The sequence below is a fragment of the Aliishimia ponticola genome, from assembly GCF_004803475.1.
In the GTDB taxonomy this organism is placed as follows: domain Bacteria; phylum Pseudomonadota; class Alphaproteobacteria; order Rhodobacterales; family Rhodobacteraceae; genus Aliishimia; species Aliishimia ponticola.
Genome location: NZ_SRKY01000005.1, coordinates 36388 through 53285, shown reverse-complemented (window position 1 = coordinate 53285; position 16898 = coordinate 36388). Strand labels below are relative to the sequence as shown.

General features: G+C 56.6%; 16 protein-coding genes. 8 read left to right on the top strand and 8 right to left on the bottom strand.

The annotated features are described in order from the left end of the window. Positions 1-47 precede the first annotated feature (47 nt). Complete coding sequence (mutS, locus tag E4Z66_RS16895) at positions 48-2690, top strand: DNA mismatch repair protein MutS (protein ID WP_136464240.1); 2643 nt, start codon at positions 48-50, stop codon at positions 2688-2690. Here the strand turns inward: mutS and E4Z66_RS16890 are convergent. Both E4Z66_RS16890 and hrcA read right to left on the bottom strand, forming a co-directional pair. Next, positions 2687-3268 (bottom strand): nucleotide exchange factor GrpE, encoded by a 582-nt coding sequence (locus E4Z66_RS16890; protein ID WP_136464239.1) that lies wholly within the window; start codon positions 3266-3268, stop codon positions 2687-2689. The two genes, mutS and E4Z66_RS16890, sit on opposite strands and share 4 nt — an antisense overlap. A 9-nt stretch (positions 3269-3277) precedes the next feature. Then, complete coding sequence (gene hrcA, locus E4Z66_RS16885) at positions 3278-4339, bottom strand: heat-inducible transcriptional repressor HrcA (protein ID WP_136464238.1); 1062 nt, start codon at positions 4337-4339, stop codon at positions 3278-3280. Between the two features lie 115 nt (positions 4340-4454). Between hrcA and rph the strand changes: the two genes are divergently transcribed. The 3 genes from rph to hemW are packed head-to-tail and all read left to right on the top strand — an operon-like array spanning position 4455 to position 6929. Beyond that, positions 4455-5168, top strand: coding sequence for a ribonuclease PH (rph, locus tag E4Z66_RS16880; RefSeq protein WP_136464237.1), 714 nt, complete (start codon positions 4455-4457; stop codon positions 5166-5168). Continuing rightward, positions 5165-5776 (top strand): RdgB/HAM1 family non-canonical purine NTP pyrophosphatase, encoded by a 612-nt coding sequence (gene rdgB, locus E4Z66_RS16875; protein WP_136464236.1) that lies wholly within the window; start codon positions 5165-5167, stop codon positions 5774-5776. The genes rph and rdgB overlap by 4 nt, the downstream gene beginning before the upstream one ends. Continuing rightward, the gene (hemW, locus tag E4Z66_RS16870) at positions 5769-6929 is read left to right on the top strand and encodes a radical SAM family heme chaperone HemW (RefSeq protein WP_136464235.1); all 1161 of its coding nucleotides are present in this window, start codon (positions 5769-5771) and stop codon (positions 6927-6929) included. The genes rdgB and hemW overlap by 8 nt, the downstream gene beginning before the upstream one ends. On the opposite strand, the gene E4Z66_RS16865 is transcribed toward hemW, so the two are convergent. Genes E4Z66_RS16865 through rho form a run of 6 tightly spaced genes read right to left on the bottom strand, consistent with a single transcriptional unit; the run spans position 6926 to position 13698 of the window. Next, a complete protein-coding gene (locus E4Z66_RS16865; RefSeq protein ID WP_136464234.1) occupies positions 6926-7825 on the bottom strand; it encodes a ParB/RepB/Spo0J family partition protein in 900 nt (299 codons plus the stop codon). The two genes, hemW and E4Z66_RS16865, sit on opposite strands and share 4 nt — an antisense overlap. Positions 7826-7832: 7 nt before the next feature. Next, entirely contained in the window at positions 7833-8627 is a 795-nt protein-coding gene (locus E4Z66_RS16860) for a ParA family protein (RefSeq protein ID WP_136464233.1), read from the bottom strand. 1 nt (position 8628) lies between these two features. Further along, complete coding sequence (gene rsmG, locus E4Z66_RS16855; RefSeq protein WP_246036059.1) at positions 8629-9246, bottom strand: 16S rRNA (guanine(527)-N(7))-methyltransferase RsmG; 618 nt, start codon at positions 9244-9246, stop codon at positions 8629-8631. Further along, positions 9239-11107 (bottom strand): tRNA uridine-5-carboxymethylaminomethyl(34) synthesis enzyme MnmG, encoded by a 1869-nt coding sequence (gene mnmG / locus E4Z66_RS16850; protein ID WP_211097182.1) that lies wholly within the window; start codon positions 11105-11107, stop codon positions 9239-9241. The genes rsmG and mnmG overlap by 8 nt, the downstream gene beginning before the upstream one ends. 2 nt (positions 11108-11109) lie before the next feature. Then, positions 11110-12399, bottom strand: a complete 1290-nt coding sequence (mnmE, locus tag E4Z66_RS16845) for a tRNA uridine-5-carboxymethylaminomethyl(34) synthesis GTPase MnmE (RefSeq protein WP_136464231.1) — start codon at positions 12397-12399, stop codon at positions 11110-11112. A gap of 27 nt (positions 12400-12426) precedes the next feature. Further along, a complete protein-coding gene (gene rho / locus E4Z66_RS16840) occupies positions 12427-13698 on the bottom strand; it encodes a transcription termination factor Rho (protein ID WP_136464230.1) in 1272 nt (423 codons plus the stop codon). Positions 13699-14209: 511 nt separating this feature from the next. Between rho and E4Z66_RS16835 the strand changes: the two genes are divergently transcribed. The 4 genes from E4Z66_RS16835 to dnaQ are packed head-to-tail and all read left to right on the top strand — an operon-like array spanning position 14210 to position 16897. Further along, positions 14210-14797, top strand: coding sequence for a Maf family protein (locus E4Z66_RS16835; protein ID WP_425456161.1), 588 nt, complete (start codon positions 14210-14212; stop codon positions 14795-14797). Further along, positions 14798-15628 carry a shikimate dehydrogenase gene (locus E4Z66_RS16830; RefSeq protein WP_136464229.1) on the top strand — a complete coding sequence of 277 codons (831 nt, stop codon included), beginning with the start codon at positions 14798-14800 and terminating at the stop codon, positions 15626-15628. It abuts the gene before it with no gap. Continuing rightward, positions 15625-16218: a dephospho-CoA kinase gene (gene coaE, locus E4Z66_RS16825; protein ID WP_136464228.1), complete on the top strand. Its 594-nt coding sequence runs from the start codon at positions 15625-15627 to the stop codon at positions 16216-16218. Before E4Z66_RS16830 ends, coaE begins: the two co-directional genes overlap by 4 nt. Further along, positions 16211-16897 carry a DNA polymerase III subunit epsilon gene (gene dnaQ, locus E4Z66_RS16820; RefSeq protein ID WP_136464227.1) on the top strand — a complete coding sequence of 229 codons (687 nt, stop codon included), beginning with the start codon at positions 16211-16213 and terminating at the stop codon, positions 16895-16897. The genes coaE and dnaQ overlap by 8 nt, the downstream gene beginning before the upstream one ends. The last annotated feature ends 1 nt before the right edge of the window (position 16898 follow it).

Genomic DNA, 16898 nt, shown 5'->3' with positions numbered 1-16898 from the left:
GTGCCGCCGCGTTTGTATTGTCGCCCGACAAAACTTGGGGGTTTGGCATGTCCGTCACGCCAATGATGGCACAATATCTGGAGATCAAAGACGCGCATAAAGATGCGTTGCTGTTCTATCGGATGGGCGATTTTTACGAGATGTTCTTCGATGACGCGGTTGCGGCGGCCGAAGCGCTGGATATTGCCCTGACCAAACGCGGCAAGCATGACGGTGCCGATATTCCCATGTGCGGCGTGCCGGTTCATGCGGCCGAAGGGTATCTTTTGACGCTGATCCGCAAGGGCTTCCGCGTCGGCGTGTGTGAACAGTTGGAAAGCCCGGCAGAAGCAAAGAAGCGCGGGTCAAAATCCGTGGTGAAGCGGGACGTGGTGCGGATCGTCACCCCCGGCACGCTGACCGAAGAAACCCTGCTTGAAGCGCGCAAGCACAACTTTCTGGCCGCATTTTCCGTTGTTAGAGACGAATCCGCGCTTGCATGGGCTGATATGTCGACAGGGTCCGTCCAAGTGATGAGCCTGCCCCAAACTCGATTGGGCGCTGAACTTGCGCGACTGTCCCCGGCCGAATTGATTGTGTCGGAAGCCAATGCGCAAGACCTTCGGTATCTTGAAGAGGATTTCGGAATCGCGCTGACCGACCTGCCCCGGTCCGCCTTTGACAGCACGGCTGCCGAAACGCGGTTGAAAGACGTATATTCCGTGCAATCGCTGGACGCGTTCGGCCAGTTTTCCCGCGCGGAAGTCGCCGCACTTGGGGCCGTGGTGTCGTATATCGATCTCACGCAGAAGGGGAATCTGCCGCTTTTGCTGCCCCCCAAGCAGGAGGCGCAAAATCGCACCGTTCAGATCGACGCGGCGACGCGCCGTAATCTGGAACTGACGCAAAGCATGTCGGGCGGTCGCGCGGGATCGCTGCTAAGCGTCATCGACATGACGGCAACCGCGCCGGGTGCGCGGCTTCTGGAACAGCGGCTTTCCAGCCCGTCGCGGGACCATGACCTGATTGCGGACCGACTGGATGGGGTTAGCTATTTCGTAAATCACACGGCACTTGCCGAGGATTTGCGATCCGCGCTCAGGGCCGTGCCAGACCTGGAGCGGGCGATTTCTCGGCTATCGCTGGATCGCGGTGGCCCTCGGGATCTGGGTGCCGTGCGCAAGGCGCTTGAACAGGCTGGTGCGTTGTCCCAACTGCTGGCCGCCCAAGACGATCTGCCGAAAAGCGTGTCTGATCCCCTGACCGATCTGCAAGGACGTGAACATATCCTCGACCAGTTGGACGAAATGCTGGTGGCAGAGCTTCCCCTCCATGTCCGGGACGGTGGGTTCATCGCCCCCGGCGCGCATGAGGAACTGGACGAGGCGCGAACCCTGCGCGACGAAGGACGCTCTGTCATTGCGTCAATGCAGCAGAAATATCAGTCTCTAACAGACGTGTCTTCGCTGAAGATCAAGCATAACAACGTGCTTGGCTATTTCGTGGAAACCACGGCCACCCACGCGGAACGTATGATGTCCGCGCCGCTGTCGGACACGTTCATTCATCGGCAAACCACGGCAAATCAGGTCCGGTTCACGACGGTCGAACTCAGCGATTTGGAGGCGCGGATTCAATCTGCCGGCGATCAGGCGCAGGGGATTGAGAAGGCTCTGTTTGAGGAATTGCGCCACCTTGTCGTCAGCATGGCCGCCGAACTTCACCAGACCAGTCGCGCACTGGCCGCCCTGGACGTTCTGGTCGCTTTGGCAAATCTGGCAACGCGCGAAAACTGGACTCGTCCCATCGTGGATGACAGCCGAAGCTTTGATATCGTGGCCGGTCGGCATCCTGTGGTCGAAGCGTCGCTGAAACGTCAATCCGGTGACGAGTTCATCGCCAATTCCTGCGATCTGGGCGGTGACGGCGATGCGGCATCCATCTGGCTTTTGACCGGTCCGAACATGTCGGGTAAATCGACATTCCTCCGGCAAAACGCCCTGATTGCCATCCTTGCGCAGATCGGCAGCTATGTTCCGGCGGAGCGCGCGCATATCGGCAGTGTCAGTCAGATTTTCAGCCGCGTTGGCGCGTCCGACGATCTGGCACGTGGGCGGTCGACCTTCATGGTCGAGATGGTGGAAACCGCCGCAATTCTGAACCAATCGGATGACCGGGCGCTGGTGATTTTGGATGAGATCGGGCGAGGAACATCCACTTATGACGGGTTGTCCATCGCTTGGGCGACGCTGGAACATCTGCATGACGTGAACCGATGCCGCGCGCTTTTTGCGACGCATTACCATGAATTGACGGTCTTGGCTGGCAAGCTTGATGGCGTGAAGAACGCCACGGTGGCTGTGAAGGAATGGGAAGGCGACGTTATTTTCCTGCACGAAGTCCGCGAAGGGTCCGCAGACCGATCCTACGGCGTGCAGGTCGCGAAACTGGCCGGGCTACCGAAATCGGTCATTGCCCGTGCGCGCACTGTTCTGGATGCTTTGGAGAAAGGAAGCCGGGAAGGCAAAGCCAATCCCAGTACAATCATCGACGATCTTCCGCTGTTTTCAGTGGCGCCAAGCGCCGCCCCGACCGATGCGTCCGAAACGTCACCGGTCGTGGAATTGTTGGAGGAGATTCAGCCTGACGATCTGTCGCCGCGCGATGCGCTCGATCTGATCTACAAGCTGAAAGCCGCGTCCAAGGCTTAGGCTGCCGGGGTCGAAGACACGCCAACCTGGGCCGGACGCAGCAGGCGGTCATGCAACATGAACCCTTCCGCCGCGACATCAATGATATCGCCCGCCTTGGTGCCGGGCACCGGCGCTTCGAACATGGCCTGATGCAGTTGCGGATCGAAAGCATCGCCAGCTTTCGGCGAAATCGGCGTGATGCCGTGCTTGCTGAAGACGTGCAGCAATTCGCGCATCGTCAGCTCAACACCTTCGACCAACGCGGCCTGGTCATCATTCGCGGTATTGGCCGCTGCTTCCAAGGCACGCTTCATGTTGTCGTAGATCGGCAGCATGTCCCGGGCCAGCTTGGACCCGCCGTAATTTTCCGCCTCACGCCGGTCTTTTTCCGACCGTTTGCGCGCATTCTCGGCATCCGCCAGCGCGCGCATGAATTTGTCCCGAAGGTCGTCACGTTCCGCCCGAAGCTCTTCAAGCTCTACACTCGGATCGTCCGCGTCACCCTCTGCAAGTTCATCTAGGCTTTGCAGATCATCACTGTCAGGAGTGCCGGACATCAGCTCATCTAGGATTTGGTCTTTCTTAGGCTCAGCCATCGTGTCTCTCTAGGTTCGGTCGGACAGAAGTTTTCCGACCAATTGCGCAGTGTAATCAACGATCGGCACGATCCGACCGTAGTTCAAACGTGTCGGTCCAATCACTCCGATCGCACCGACAACTTTACGATCAGCGTTCATATATGGAGAAACCACCAAAGAGGAACCCGAAAGTGAGAAAAGTTTGTTCTCCGAGCCGATAAAAATACGCACGCCGTCCCCTTCTTCGGTCAGTTCGAGGAAATCAGCGATGTCGCGCTTTCGCTCAAGGTCATCGAACAGGACGCGGACGCGCTCCAACTCTTCGCCCTGCTCATCGGTCAGCAGATTCGACCGCCCCCGCACGATGAGTCGTTCCGTGTGGGTGTCGTCTTCCATCCAAAGCGCGAGCCCACTATCGACCAGATCCCGCGCCACAGAGTCGAGCTCCTGACGTTTCTTTTCGATCTCGGACTGAATGACGCGCCGCGTATCGCTGAGCGTCCGCCCACCGACAAGCGCGTTCAGGAAATTCGCCGCCTCGCGCATCGAACTGGGTGTCTGGCCCGGCGGTGGCGTGAACAAACGGTTTTCGACATGCCCATCTGCAAAGACCAGAACCACAAGCGCCCGGTCTGAGGCGAGTGGCACAAATTCGATATGCTTGATCGCAGCCTCATGCTTGGGGGCAAGAACCAGCGATGCGCCCTGTGTCACACCCGACAAGGCGGAACCGACGCGATCCAGCATGGCGCTGACATCGCCGCTGTTCTGGCCAAGCGTGGCATCGATCTTTTCCCTGTCCTTCTCGTCGGGGATGCCAATCTCCAGAATGCCATCGACGAACATGCGCAATCCCATCTGCGTCGGAATGCGCCCGGCGCTGATATGGGGGCTGTCCAACAGACCAAGATACTCAAGATCCTGCATCACATTCCGGATCGTCGCGGCAGATACTTTTTCGCTGAAATCACGGGTCAAGGACCGCGAACCGACCGGATCACCTGTGTCGAGATACGTCTCGACAATCCGGCGGAACACCTCGCGGGACCGGTCATTCAGTTCGTTTAGTATGTTGGATGCATCAGACATGTCAGACACCTTGGACGAACAGCACTAAAAATCGACCGCCTCGAAAGGTCAATCGGGGTTGCGCCCACATTCGGCATGACGCTATCCCCCAACGAACCACAGCAGCGAGGCTATCATGCGACCTTCCGGAAGAAACGTAAGCGAAATGCGGCCAGTTTCAATCGAAACAGGCTTTACGAAACATGCAGAAGGCTCCTGCTTGATCAAGATCGGCGACACCCACGTGCTGTGTACCGCGACGATTGAAGATCGCGTGCCGCCCTTCATCAAAGGCACCGGCCTTGGTTGGGTGACGGCTGAATACGGCATGTTGCCTCGTGCCACGAATACAAGGATGCGCCGTGAAGCGGCTTCTGGCAAGCAAGGCGGCCGGACGGTCGAAATCCAACGGCTGATTGGACGATCCTTGCGCGCAGGTGTCGATCGCGTCGCCTTGGGCGAACGTCAGATCACCGTCGATTGCGACGTGCTGCAAGCAGATGGCGGAACGCGCTGCGCATCGATCACCGGCGGTTGGGTCGCACTGCGCCTCGCCACGAACAAACTGCTGTCCGCAAAAGTCATCACATCTGACCCGCTGATCGACCATGTCGCCGCGGTAAGCTGTGGCATCTACGCGGGCCAACCGGTGCTTGATCTGGATTATCCCGAAGACAGCGAAGCCGGCGTGGACGGCAACTTCGTGATGACCGGCGGCGGTAAGATGATCGAAACGCAAATGTCTGCCGAAGGTGCGACCTATAGCCGGGATCAGATGAACGAATTGATCGACCTGGCAGAAGCCGGTGTTGCCGAATTAGTCGCGAAACAGGCGGAAGCGGTGTCGTGACCCGGCGCTTTTCGGAAAAATCCCTGCTGATCGCGACTCATAACGCGGGCAAGCTGAAGGAGATGAAAGAGATTTTCGGGAACCTGGGGATCTCTGTCACCGGTGCGGCGGACCACGATTTGCCCGAACCCGAGGAAACCGAAGACACGTTCATCGGCAACGCGCGGATCAAGGCCCATGCGGCAAGTCAGGCAACCGGGCTGCCCGCCCTCGCCGATGACAGCGGCATTGAGGTGGACGCGCTGGATGGCGCGCCCGGTGTCTATACCGCTGACTGGGCCGAAACCGGAAACGGACGTGATTTCATGATGGCGATGGAGAAAACCCATCGACTGCTTGAGGAAAAGAACGCTCCATATCCGCGCACCGCTCGTTTCTGTGCGACGCTGGTTCTGGCTTGGCCCGATGGGCACGAAGAAGTGTTTGTTGGTCACGCACCGGGTCATCTTGTCTGGCCACCGCGCGGACGCGAAGGGCACGGATACGACCCGATCTTTATCCCAGACGGGCATGACGTGACTTTTGCAGAGATGACTTGGGAAGAGAAAAACGCGATTAGCCACAGAGCCTTGGCGATCAAAGACATGGTGTCAAAGATCCTTGCTTGAAAACTGGCAAAACGGCGGGTTCAGCATTTACCTGCACTGGCCGTTTTGCGAGGCGAAATGCCCCTATTGCGACTTCAATAGCTACGTTTCCGCATCCATAGACCAGGACGCCTGGAAATCCGCCTATCTGCGCGAGATCGACCGATATGCCGACGAGCTTCCCGGCCGCGTCGTTCAATCCATATTCTTTGGCGGTGGGACACCTAGCCTGATGGAACCGTCGACGGTGCAAGCTGTCATCGACCGGGTTGCAACACGGTTTTCCGTCGCCAATGACATTGAGATCACGCTGGAAGCCAATCCAAGCTCTGTCGAGGCTTCGCGCTTTTCCGACTATCGCACCGCCGGAGTGAACCGCGTCTCTTTGGGCGTGCAGGCGTTGAACGATCCGGATCTTAAACGCCTGGGTCGCCTACATTCCGCGGCAGAGGCTGTGCGCGCGATGGAAATTGCGCAGAATGCCTTTGATCGCGCCAGTTTCGATTTGATTTACGCCCGGCAGAACCAATCGGTATCGGACTGGACAGCGGAGTTGAAACAGGCCCTAACAATGGGTTTTTCACATTTGTCGCTGTACCAATTGACGATCGAAAGCGGCACGGCGTTCGGTGATCGGTACAAACGCGGCAAACTGGGCGGTCTGCCATCAGAAGACGACTCAGCGGACATGTACGACGTGACTGTAGAGATGTGCAAAGCCGCCGGGATTCCTATGTACGAGGTGTCGAATTTCGCCGCGCCGGGGGAACAGTCGAACCATAACCTGATCTACTGGCGCTACGGCGACTATGTTGGGATCGGCCCCGGAGCGCACGGGCGGTTTTCACATCCCGAACGCACACGCACAGCGACCGAAACGCCGCTGTCCCCCGCAAAGTGGCTGCAAGCCGCGCTGGCTGGACGTGATCAGGAAACTCGGCAGCTTTTGTCCGCAGAGGAGCAAGGCGTCGAATTTCTGTTGATGGGCCTGCGTCTGCGGGAAGGTGTGAGCCTCGACCGGTTCACAGAGTTAGCCGGGCAAGATTTATCCCCCAATATCCTTGCGGAACTGGAAAGCGAGGGCGTGATAATTCGGCGCGATGACCAAATAATCGTTTCAGATCAGTATGTTAAACTTCTCAATGCCGTATTGGAGCGGCTTATTGAAGATTAACCACCGCTAAGAACCCTGCACAGCTCATCCAGATCATCCAGAGTTTTATACTGGATGGTCATGGACCCACCGTCATTTCCGGGATTGTGGTTGATCGATACGCGCATACGGATGGCAGCGGAAAGATCACCTTCCAGCGCAACTGTATCTGCGTCCTTGCTGGACGCGCCCTTCTTGCTGGTGGATCGCTTTTCTGGCGCGCCATCGCCTGCGGCTTGCTTTTTTACCAGCGCCTCTACTTCTCGCACTGACAACCCTTCGGCCACGATTTTCTGCGCCAACTCTTCTGCATTTGGGGCTGTGATCAGCGCACGCGCGTGGCCGGATGTAAGCTTTCCATCCTCCAGCAAAGCCTGAACGCTGGCAGGCAATTGCAGGAGGCGCAACAGGTTAGCAATGTAACTCCGGCTTTTGCCCAAGGCTTCCGCCAGCTTTTCCTGCGTATGGCCGAAACCGTCCATCAAGTGCCGGTAACCAGCCGCTTCTTCAATTGGGTTCAGATCCGCCCGCTGGACGTTCTCGATGATCGCGATTTCGATCACTTCAACATCTGTGAAATCACGAACAACAACTGGGACTTCGTGCAAATTGGCTTGCTGCGCCGCCCGCCACCGACGTTCGCCCGCGACCAACTGGTAGTTCGTGTCACTCATTTGCCGGACGATCAGCGGCTGGATGATACCCTTTTCGCGGATGGAGGAAACGAGATCAGACATCTCCCCGTCAGTGAACCGTTTCCGCGGCTGATCGGGGTTCGGTTCAATAAATTCGATCGGAAGGTATTGCGGACCACCAGGTTGGTTAACAGTTTCGGAAGACGCGGCTTCAACCGTTACATCAGACATAAGAGCGGACAGGCCCCGGCCGAGCCCTCTTTTCTTTTCGTTCTTGCTCATTTCGCCCTCACTGCTTCTCATGTCTTTGTAGAATTTCGGTCGCCAAGTCGCGATACGCGATCGCACCTTTGGAATTCGGGTCGTAGTCGAGAACCGATTGCGAATATGATGGCGCTTCACTTACACGTACATTTCGCGGCACAATCGTTTTGAAAACCACCTCGCCCAACGTATTCCGGGCGTCCTGTTCGACCTGCTGCGCGAGATTATTCCGCGAATCGAACATCGTCAGCAGAACTCCTTCGATGCGCAGATCAGGATTCCCGGCCTGACGCACCTCCCGAACCGTCATCATAAGCTGGGACAAACCCTCCAACGCGAAGAATTCGCTTTGAAGCGGCACCAAAACCGAATGCGCGGCGATCATCGCGTTAACCGTCAACAAGTTGAGCGACGGCGGGCAATCGATCAAGATATAGTCGAATCCCAACTCAGCCATGGCTGGCTGGCGTAGCGCGTCCCGCAGCAAATAACTGCGCTTTTCGTTTGAAACGAGCTCAATATCCGCGGAACTAAGATCAACAGTCGCGGGAATGATCCAAAGGTTTGGTGTTTCGGTCTTCTGCACGACCTCGCGCGGTGGAATTCCCTCTTCCAGCAACAATTCGTAGGTCGTCAGCTCCCGCTGTTCCGGAGCAATCCCCAGACCCGTCGACGCATTTCCTTGTGGATCAAGATCGACGACCAGCGTCCGTTTTCCTTGCGATGACAGAGCAGCCGCCAGATTTATGGCCGTCGTCGTTTTTCCGACACCACCCTTCTGGTTCGCAACCGCCACGATTCTGGTGCTATTCCCTGCCATATCACTGTTTTCTCTTGAGATTTGTTATCTTGAGAACCGCTGCATCAGGGTTCGTATTACTTTGTACCACCTCAAGGTCAAAAGACCATTCCTCTTGTGCCACATAGACCTCGGATTTCCAGTTTTCGCCTTTCATGAACAAGGCTTCGCCGCCTTTCGCCAAATTTCCATCAGCAAAAGCCAAAAGCGTCGAAAGAGGAGCAAGCGCGCGGGCACTCAGAACTGTTGCGTCAAGCGCTTTTTGGCGCTCAACACGGTCATTGAGCACGGTAGCCTTCACTTCCAGTTCACGCAGCGCGGATTTCAGGAACACGCACTTGCGCTTATCGCTTTCAATCATCGTAACTTGGGCATCCGGGCTTTTCTCCGCCAGGATGACGGCAACGACAATTCCGGGAAATCCGCCCCCTGACCCGATATCCACCCAATGCGTCGGAACGCTCGCCAATTCGCAAAGTTGCGCGCTGTCCACGATGTGGCGCGTCCAGATCTCAGGCACCGTTTTTGGCGCCACAAGATTGATCCGTGGCGTCCACCGCTCCACCAGATTTTGAAATCGGGCTAGCTTATCGAGTGTTTCACGTGAAACATCGAAGCCCACAGAACTCAGATCAGGCACTTTTCGCCCCGGATTGCTTCAATTTAGCGAGGATGAGCCCCAACGCGGCCGGCGTGGCCCCGTCGATCCGCGCCGCTTGAGCAATATTCTGGGGCCGCGAGGTGGAGAATTTCAGCTTCAACTCATTCGACAGGCCGGGCAGATCAGAATAGTCGAAATCCGCTGGGATGACCTTGCTTTCATCCCGTTTCAACATCTCGATGTCGCGTTCTTGACGCTTGATATAGTTTGCATACTGGGCTTCACGGGAAAGCTGTGCACGCGTTTCCTCATCAATCGTGCCGACCGAGGGCTGAATTTTCTCGATATGTTCGAAGGTGACGTCTGGGAACGCCAAAAACTGCTCCAAGCTACGTTTCTGTCCGTCTTCCTTCACGGTCACGCCGCTTTGGCTGAGTTGCTTCGATGTATACTCGCCAGACTGGATGACATTTCGGCCAGTGTTCAAACGCTCCATTTTATCCAGAAACAGGTCACGCCGCTCGGACGATACGCACCCCAGTTCCATGGCCTTTGGCGTTAGACGCTGGTCCGCATTGTCAGCCCGCAGGAACAACCGGAACTCCGCACGCGACGTAAACATACGGTATGGCTCTGTCACACCACGGGTTGTCAGATCATCAACCATCACGCCGATGTAGCTATCGGACCGCGAGAAGACCATTACATCTTGTTCCATCACTGCTGCTGCCGCATTCAAACCAGCAACTAATCCTTGGGCCGCCGCCTCTTCATACCCTGTTGTCCCGTTGATCTGTCCCGCAAGATACAATCCGGGCAATTCAGACAATTGCAAAGTGTTGTCCAGCGATCTTGGATCGACGTAATCATATTCAATCGCATAGCCCGGCTGAAGGATCTTCGCAGCTTCCAGCCCAACGATGGACCGGACGTATTCCTCCTGCGCGTCTTCAGGGAGCGAGGTGGAGATACCATTTGGATAGACCGTGCTGGTATCCAGGCCCTCCGGTTCCAAAAAGACTTGGTGAGAGGTCTTATCCGCAAACCGCACCACTTTATCCTCGATCGACGGGCAGTATCTTGGGCCAACGCCCTCAATATGACCGCCATACATCGCAGAATTTTCCAGATTTTTAACGATGATCTCATGCGTGCGTTCGTTGGTATGCGTGATACCGCAGGAAATCTGCCGCGCTTGTGTACCCTTGGAGAGAAAAGAGAAAAGCGTGGGATCATCATCGCCGGGCTGCATGTCCAGACCTGACCAGTCGATTGTATTTCCATCCAGCCGTGGGGGTGTGCCCGTTTTCAACCGCCCCAGCTGAAGCGTCAAATCCCGCAAGCGATCCGCAAGGCGAACAGAAGCGTTATCGCCCATCCGGCCACCCGGCCGCGACACATTGCCGATATGAATTGTTCCGCCCAGAAATGTCCCGGTGGTCAGAACAACGGATTTCGCATCGATCGTGGTACCATCGGCCAGCTCCACACCAGACACGTGTCCTGCCTTCATCTTGAGATCGACAACCTCGCCGACCACAATATGCAGGTTTCCCTGCCGCTCTGTCAGGTGCTGGATCGCCTTCCGATACAATTTGCGGTCTGCCTGCGCGCGCGGCCCCTGAACCGCAGGCCCCTTTCGCCGATTGAGCAAACGGAATTGAATTCCGGCCGCATCCGCCGCACGCGACATGACACCATCCATTGCATCAATCTCGCGCACCAGATGGCCTTTGCCCAACCCCCCGATCGCGGGATTACAGGACATCACCCCAAGATCGCCGGCATTCATGGTAATCAGAACAGTTGCGCACCCCATCCGCGCGGCTGCATGCGCGGCCTCGCAACCCGCATGCCCACCGCCGATGACAATAACGTCGCATTGTTTCACGTGAAACACTCCTATTTCCCGAGGCAAAAGCTCGCGAAAATCACATCTAGTACGTTTTCGACGTCCACGCGACCCACGACTTCGTCCAACAGACGCAAAGCAGACCGGATTTCTTCTGCGCTGATATCATAGTGGTCTTGCCCAAGTCCTGCCAAACGAATTGCTTCTTCAACATTGACCGAGGCAGAATTCAGCGCAGCGGTATGACGATCACGCGATGCCAGTCCGGATTTCGCGACGCGTTCCCCCAGAATCGCACCAATCCGATCCAAAAGTTCCGTGACCCCCGCCCCGGTAACGGACGATACGCCGCCCGCTTCATCGGGTCGCAAATCGCTCTTTGACCGTATTACAATGTCTTCATCGCGCTTCTCAATCGGCAAAGATTCATCAGCTTCCAACAAAAACAGTCGCAGATCGGCGTCTTCAGCCCGGGTTTTCCCCCGCAAAACCCCGATCTGTTCAACTGGGTCACTCGCATCGCGAAGACCCGCCGTATCCAGAAAAGTAACCGGGATACCATCGACGTCCATCTGAACCTCAATAATGTCGCGTGTCGTGCCGGCGAAGTTTGACGTGATCGCCGCCTCCCTACCCGCAAAAGCATTCAGCAGCGAGGATTTCCCAACATTCGGCAGACCGACAATCGCGACTTCAAATCCTTCGCGGACGCGCTCTGCATACTTCTGACCGGAAACCAGTTTCTCCATCCGCTCTAACGAAGCCGACAGCAAGCGCGACACTTCCGGGGTCACATCTTCTGGCACGTCTTCATCCGCGAAATCAATGGAGGCTTCCAACAATGCCGCTGCATGGATCAGATCCGTCCGCAGCCCATCGATCACAGTCGATAAACCACCAGAAGCAATTTGCTGTGCCAGCTTTCTCTGTGCTTCCGTCTGCGCTTCGATCAAGTCCGACAGACCCTCGACCTGGGTCAGGTCCATCTTGCCATTCACCAAAGCTCGTCGCGTGAATTCCCCTGGTTCTGCAAGCCGGCAGTTTGGCACCTCGCCAAGACGCCTCAAAACCGCATTCACAATCGCAACACTACCATGCACGTGCAGTTCAAGAACATGCTCGCCCGTGAAACTATGTGGCGCTTCAAAACGCAGGACCAAGGCTTCGTCGAGTATGCCGCCATCCGTATCAAGCACCTGACGCACCGACGCTAAGCGCGGTTCGGGGCGAGAGCCGCGCAGCACAAGGCCACAAACCTCGCCCACATCTGGACCGGAAACGCGGATAACAGACACGCCGGAACGTCCCACCGCCGAGGCAAGCGCGAATATCGTGTCCATAGCTAAGCCTTTGTTTTAAAACAAAACTCAGGTGTTCATCGAGTCGAAGAACTCTGCGTTGGTCTTGGTCTGCTTCAACTTCGAAACGAGGAATTCGATCGCATCTGTCGTCCCCATCGGGTTGAGAATCCGGCGCAGAACGAATGTCTTTGCAAGATCCGTCTTGTCGACAAGCAGTTCTTCTTTCCGCGTCCCGGACTTGAGGATGTCGATCGCAGGGAACACGCGCTTGTCCGCGATTTTTCGGTCCAGAACAATCTCGGAGTTACCAGTCCCTTTGAACTCTTCGAAGATGACCTCGTCCATCCGGCTGCCTGTATCGATAAGCGCCGTCGCGATGATGGTCAGCGACCCGCCCTCTTCGATATTCCGCGCCGCACCGAAGAAGCGTTTCGGGCGTTGCAACGCGTTGGCATCCACACCACCGGTCAGAACTTTACCAGAGGACGGAACGACTGTGTTGAACGCCCGGCCCAGACGCGTGATCGAATCCAGCAGGATCACGACGTCGCGCTTATGTTCGACCAAGCGTTTCGCCTTCTCGATCACCATCTCAGAGACAGCAACGTGACGGGTCGCGGGTTCGTCGAAGGTGGACGAGATCACCTCACCTTTGACGGAGCGCTGCATATCCGTCACCTCTTCCGGACGTTCGTCGATCAGAAGCACGATCAGGTAGCATTCCGGGTGGTTCTTTTCGATCGACGAGGCAATGTTCTGCAGCAAAACGGTTTTACCGGTCCGCGGCGGCGCCACGATCAGCGACCGCTGGCCTTTCCCGATCGGCGCAACCAGATCGATAATACGGGCAGAGCGATCCTTGGTTGTCGGATCGTCCGTTTCCATGTTCAGACGCTCATCGGGATAGAGCGGCGTAAGGTTATCGAAAGCGATCTTGTGACGCGCTTTTTCCGGGTCTTCGAAGTTGATCTTGCTGACATTCATCAGCGCAAAGTAACGCTCGTTCTCGTCAGGGGCGCGGATCACACCGTCAATCGTGTCCCCTGTCCGCAGGGAAAACTTCCGGATCATGTCGGGCGACACATAGATATCATCCGGACCCGGCAGATAGTTCGCTTCCGGCGACCGCAGGAACCCGAAACCGTCCTGAAGCACCTCCAGAACCCCATCGCCCGAAACTTCCCAACCTTCATCCGCGCGCTCACGCAGAATCTGGAACATCATCTCGCCCTTCCGCATGGTGGAGGCGTTCTCGATCTCCAGATCCTCAGCCATCGCAAGCAGATCTTTGGGGCTCTTCGCCTTGAGGTCAGAGAGAGTTAGTTTTTCCGTGCTCATCAGAATTCCTCATAGATGCGGGGCATCCATGTCCGTGAAAGGGGTAAGGAGAGTGCATCTTCGGACGAAGTGCCTGTCTGTCCTAGGCTGCTCGTCTTCTCGAGTCAACGCTTCAGGGTTTTCCCTCTTAAAAGAAGAAAAGAAGAAAGATTGTAGTTGTTCTTAGTGTGACAGATTTATGTGGATTGTGCAGTTATCCACGGAATTATGCGCAGGGTGAGGAACCTTGGCCTGATCCGTCAACATCTGTGGGTAAGCAAGATTCGTTACGAAAATCCAACGCCTTATCGGTCTATTGACTTTGAACAAGTTCAGGACAGTCTGGGACCAATCCGCCAGTTGTCCGCCTGTTCACAGCCACAACTTATCCTTTTCCACGGTGGGATGAATCCCGTAAAGAGATGGGAACTTGTTCGATGGCGGGATGAAACGTGTTTTGCCAGCATGCGCGACATCAAACCGTCACATGTTCTACTGCGTTATCCACAGGGATTTACCGAAGGCTTTCCCCATGATTCTTGCATCAGCTTCGCAAATCCGCTCCGATTTGCTTCACCGCGCGCGGATTGAACACGAGATCAGGGTCGCCCGGATAGATGAAGATTCGGTGAAAAAATCGCTTCTGGCAGAAGAAATCTCGCCGCGGGATATCGCTGATGCCTTGGCGGAAGCAAAAGCGCGCAAGGTGAGTGAGGCCGCCCCGGACCAGCTTGTGCTTGGGTGTGATCAGGTACTGGACCTGTCCGGCAAGCTGCTGTCCAAGCCCACGGACCCAGACGACTGCATCGCGCAACTCAAACTTCTTCGAAAACAGCGGCACAAACTGCATTCCGCTGCGGTGATCTGCGAGGCGGGTCGACCCATCTGGCGGCATATCGGGACCGCGACCCTGCAAATGCGCGATCTGTCGGACGCGTATATAGAAGACTATGTCGCCAGAAATTGGGACAGCATCCAGCACAGTGTGGGGGGCTACAAACTCGAAGAAGAAGGCGTGCGCCTGTTTTTTTCGGTGCATGGCGACTTTTTTCACGTTCTGGGTTTGCCGCTGCTTGAGCTGATCAGTTATCTGGTAGCCAGAAATGATGTGGGGGTCTGAATGTCTGGCAAGATACCTTTGGCTGGCGTGATCGGTTCTCCGATCGCACATTCCAAGTCGCCGCAGATTCATGGGTATTGGTTAAAAACGCTCGGACTGCGGGGCCACTACATCCCGATGGATGTCGCGCCCGCCGATCTGGAGCAAGCCCTGCGGACCCTGCCGAAAATGGGCTTTGTCGGGGTGAACATCACGATCCCGCATAAAGAGGCCGTTTTGGAAATCGCGGATCTGGTAACAGATCGTGCGACGATGATCGGCGCGGCAAACACCATCATCTTCCGCAAAGACGGCAAAATTCATGCTGACAATACGGATGGGTACGGCTTCTTCGAAAACCTCCGGCATAATGCACCAGACTGGCAGCCGAATTCCGGCCCCGCTGCGGTACTTGGCGCCGGTGGGGCCTGCCGTGCCGTGATCGCGTCGCTTCTTGATGCGGGCGTGCCCGAGATTTTGTTGGCCAATCGCACCCGTATCCGCGCCGAAAAACTGGCCAGCGATTTTGGCAAGCGCGTGACCGTTTTCGACTGGGTCAAAGCGGGCAACATGATCGACGAGTCGAAATTGGTGGTCAATACGACCAGTCTTGGCATGGTTGACCACCCAGAGCTTCGCGTGCCGCTGGATGGATTGCGATCCGACATGGTTGTGACCGATCTGGTCTATAACCCATTGAAAACGCACCTCTTGGCAGAGGCAGAGCAGGCCGGCGCAACCACCGTCGATGGGTTGGGCATGTTGCTGTATCAGGCCGTTCCCGGATTTGAACGCTGGTTCGGTATCCGCCCGGAAGTTGATGACGCGACCCGCGCGGCGGCCTTGCGCTGATGTTTCTTCTTGGTTTGACCGGCTCCATCGGGATGGGAAAATCCACGACGGCCGAGATGTTCGCACAGATGGGCTGCGCGGTTTGGGACGCGGATGCGGCAGTACATCGGTTATATCGACAGGGCGGCGCGGCGGTGGCCCCCATGGCCAAGGCTTTTCCAGACGCGATCGTGGATGGTGCGGTCTCTCGCGCGGCGCTGAAGACCATCATCGGGCAAGATCCCAGTGCCCTCAAAGTGATCGAAGGCATCGTGCACCCGCTTGTTCTGCAAGATCGCAAATCCTTTATGGAAAGCGCTAACGCAGATATCGCGGTCTTTGACATTCCGCTGCTGTTCGAGACCGGGGCGGAGCGTGAGTTCGACGCGGTCGCATGCGTTTTCGTGGCGGAAGAGATCCAACGGCAGCGCGTTCTGGATCGCGGCACCATGACCGCCGAACAGTTGGACATGATCATCGCAAAACAACTGCCCGCGCGTGAAAAGGCGGATCGCGCAGATTTTGTCATCGTGACAGATACGCTTGAACACGCCCGCGCGCAGGTCGAAGACGTGGTGAAACAGATCAGGAAGGACATGGACGATGCGTGAAATCGTGCTCGACACCGAAACGACCGGTTTTGATCCTGAATCCGGGGATCGTATTGTCGAGATCGGCGCGGTCGAACTGATGGGTCACATGCCCACAGGCCGGACCTATCACCAATACATCAATCCTGAACGCAGCATGCCGCAGGAGGCCTTCGAAGTGCACGGGCTGGGTGATGAGTTCCTAGCCGACAAACCCAAATTCGCCGAGATCGGCCAAGCCTTTCTGGATTTCGTCGGCGATGCCAAACTGGTCATCCACAATGCCAGCTTCGATATGAAGTTCCTGAACGCGGAATTGTCATGGATGGGACTGCGGACCCTGCCCATGGATCAGGCGCTCGACACATTGTTGATCGCGCGCAAACGATTTCCGGGGTCGCCCGCATCTCTCGACGCGCTGTGTCGCCGGTTTGGCATCGACAACAGTTCGCGGACGCTTCACGGCGCTTTGCTCGATAGTGAAATTCTTGCGGAAGTGTATCTTGAGCTTATCGGCGGGCGGCAACCGGATTTCGCGCTGTCTTCCGTCACGGTGGAAAAGCATTCCGGCACGACGGCCGTTTGGGCGCCCAAGCCGCGCCCTGCCCCACTGCCATCCCGGTTGACCGAAGAAGAACGCGCCGCCCATGCCGCTTTTGTTGAAAAGCTTGGGGACGACGCGCTTTGGAGCAAATCCTGAC

Coding starts and splice junctions, on each gene's coding strand:
- mutS (WP_136464240.1), top strand. CDS start 48: ATGTCCGTCACGCCAATGATGGCACAATATCTGGAGATCAAAGACGCG.
- E4Z66_RS16890 (WP_136464239.1), bottom strand. CDS start 3,268: ATGGCTGAGCCTAAGAAAGACCAAATCCTAGATGAGCTGATGTCCGGC.
- hrcA (WP_136464238.1), bottom strand. CDS start 4,339: ATGTCTGATGCATCCAACATACTAAACGAACTGAATGACCGGTCCCGC.
- rph (WP_136464237.1), top strand. CDS start 4,455: ATGCGACCTTCCGGAAGAAACGTAAGCGAAATGCGGCCAGTTTCAATC.
- E4Z66_RS16865 (WP_136464234.1), bottom strand. CDS start 7,825: ATGAGCAAGAACGAAAAGAAAAGAGGGCTCGGCCGGGGCCTGTCCGCT.
- E4Z66_RS16860 (WP_136464233.1), bottom strand. CDS start 8,627: ATGGCAGGGAATAGCACCAGAATCGTGGCGGTTGCGAACCAGAAGGGT.
- mnmE (WP_136464231.1), bottom strand. CDS start 12,399: ATGGACACGATATTCGCGCTTGCCTCGGCGGTGGGACGTTCCGGCGTG.
- rho (WP_136464230.1), bottom strand. CDS start 13,698: ATGAGCACGGAAAAACTAACTCTCTCTGACCTCAAGGCGAAGAGCCCC.
- E4Z66_RS16835 (WP_425456161.1), top strand. CDS start 14,210: ATGATTCTTGCATCAGCTTCGCAAATCCGCTCCGATTTGCTTCACCGC.
- E4Z66_RS16830 (WP_136464229.1), top strand. CDS start 14,798: ATGTCTGGCAAGATACCTTTGGCTGGCGTGATCGGTTCTCCGATCGCA.
- dnaQ (WP_136464227.1), top strand. CDS start 16,211: ATGCGTGAAATCGTGCTCGACACCGAAACGACCGGTTTTGATCCTGAA.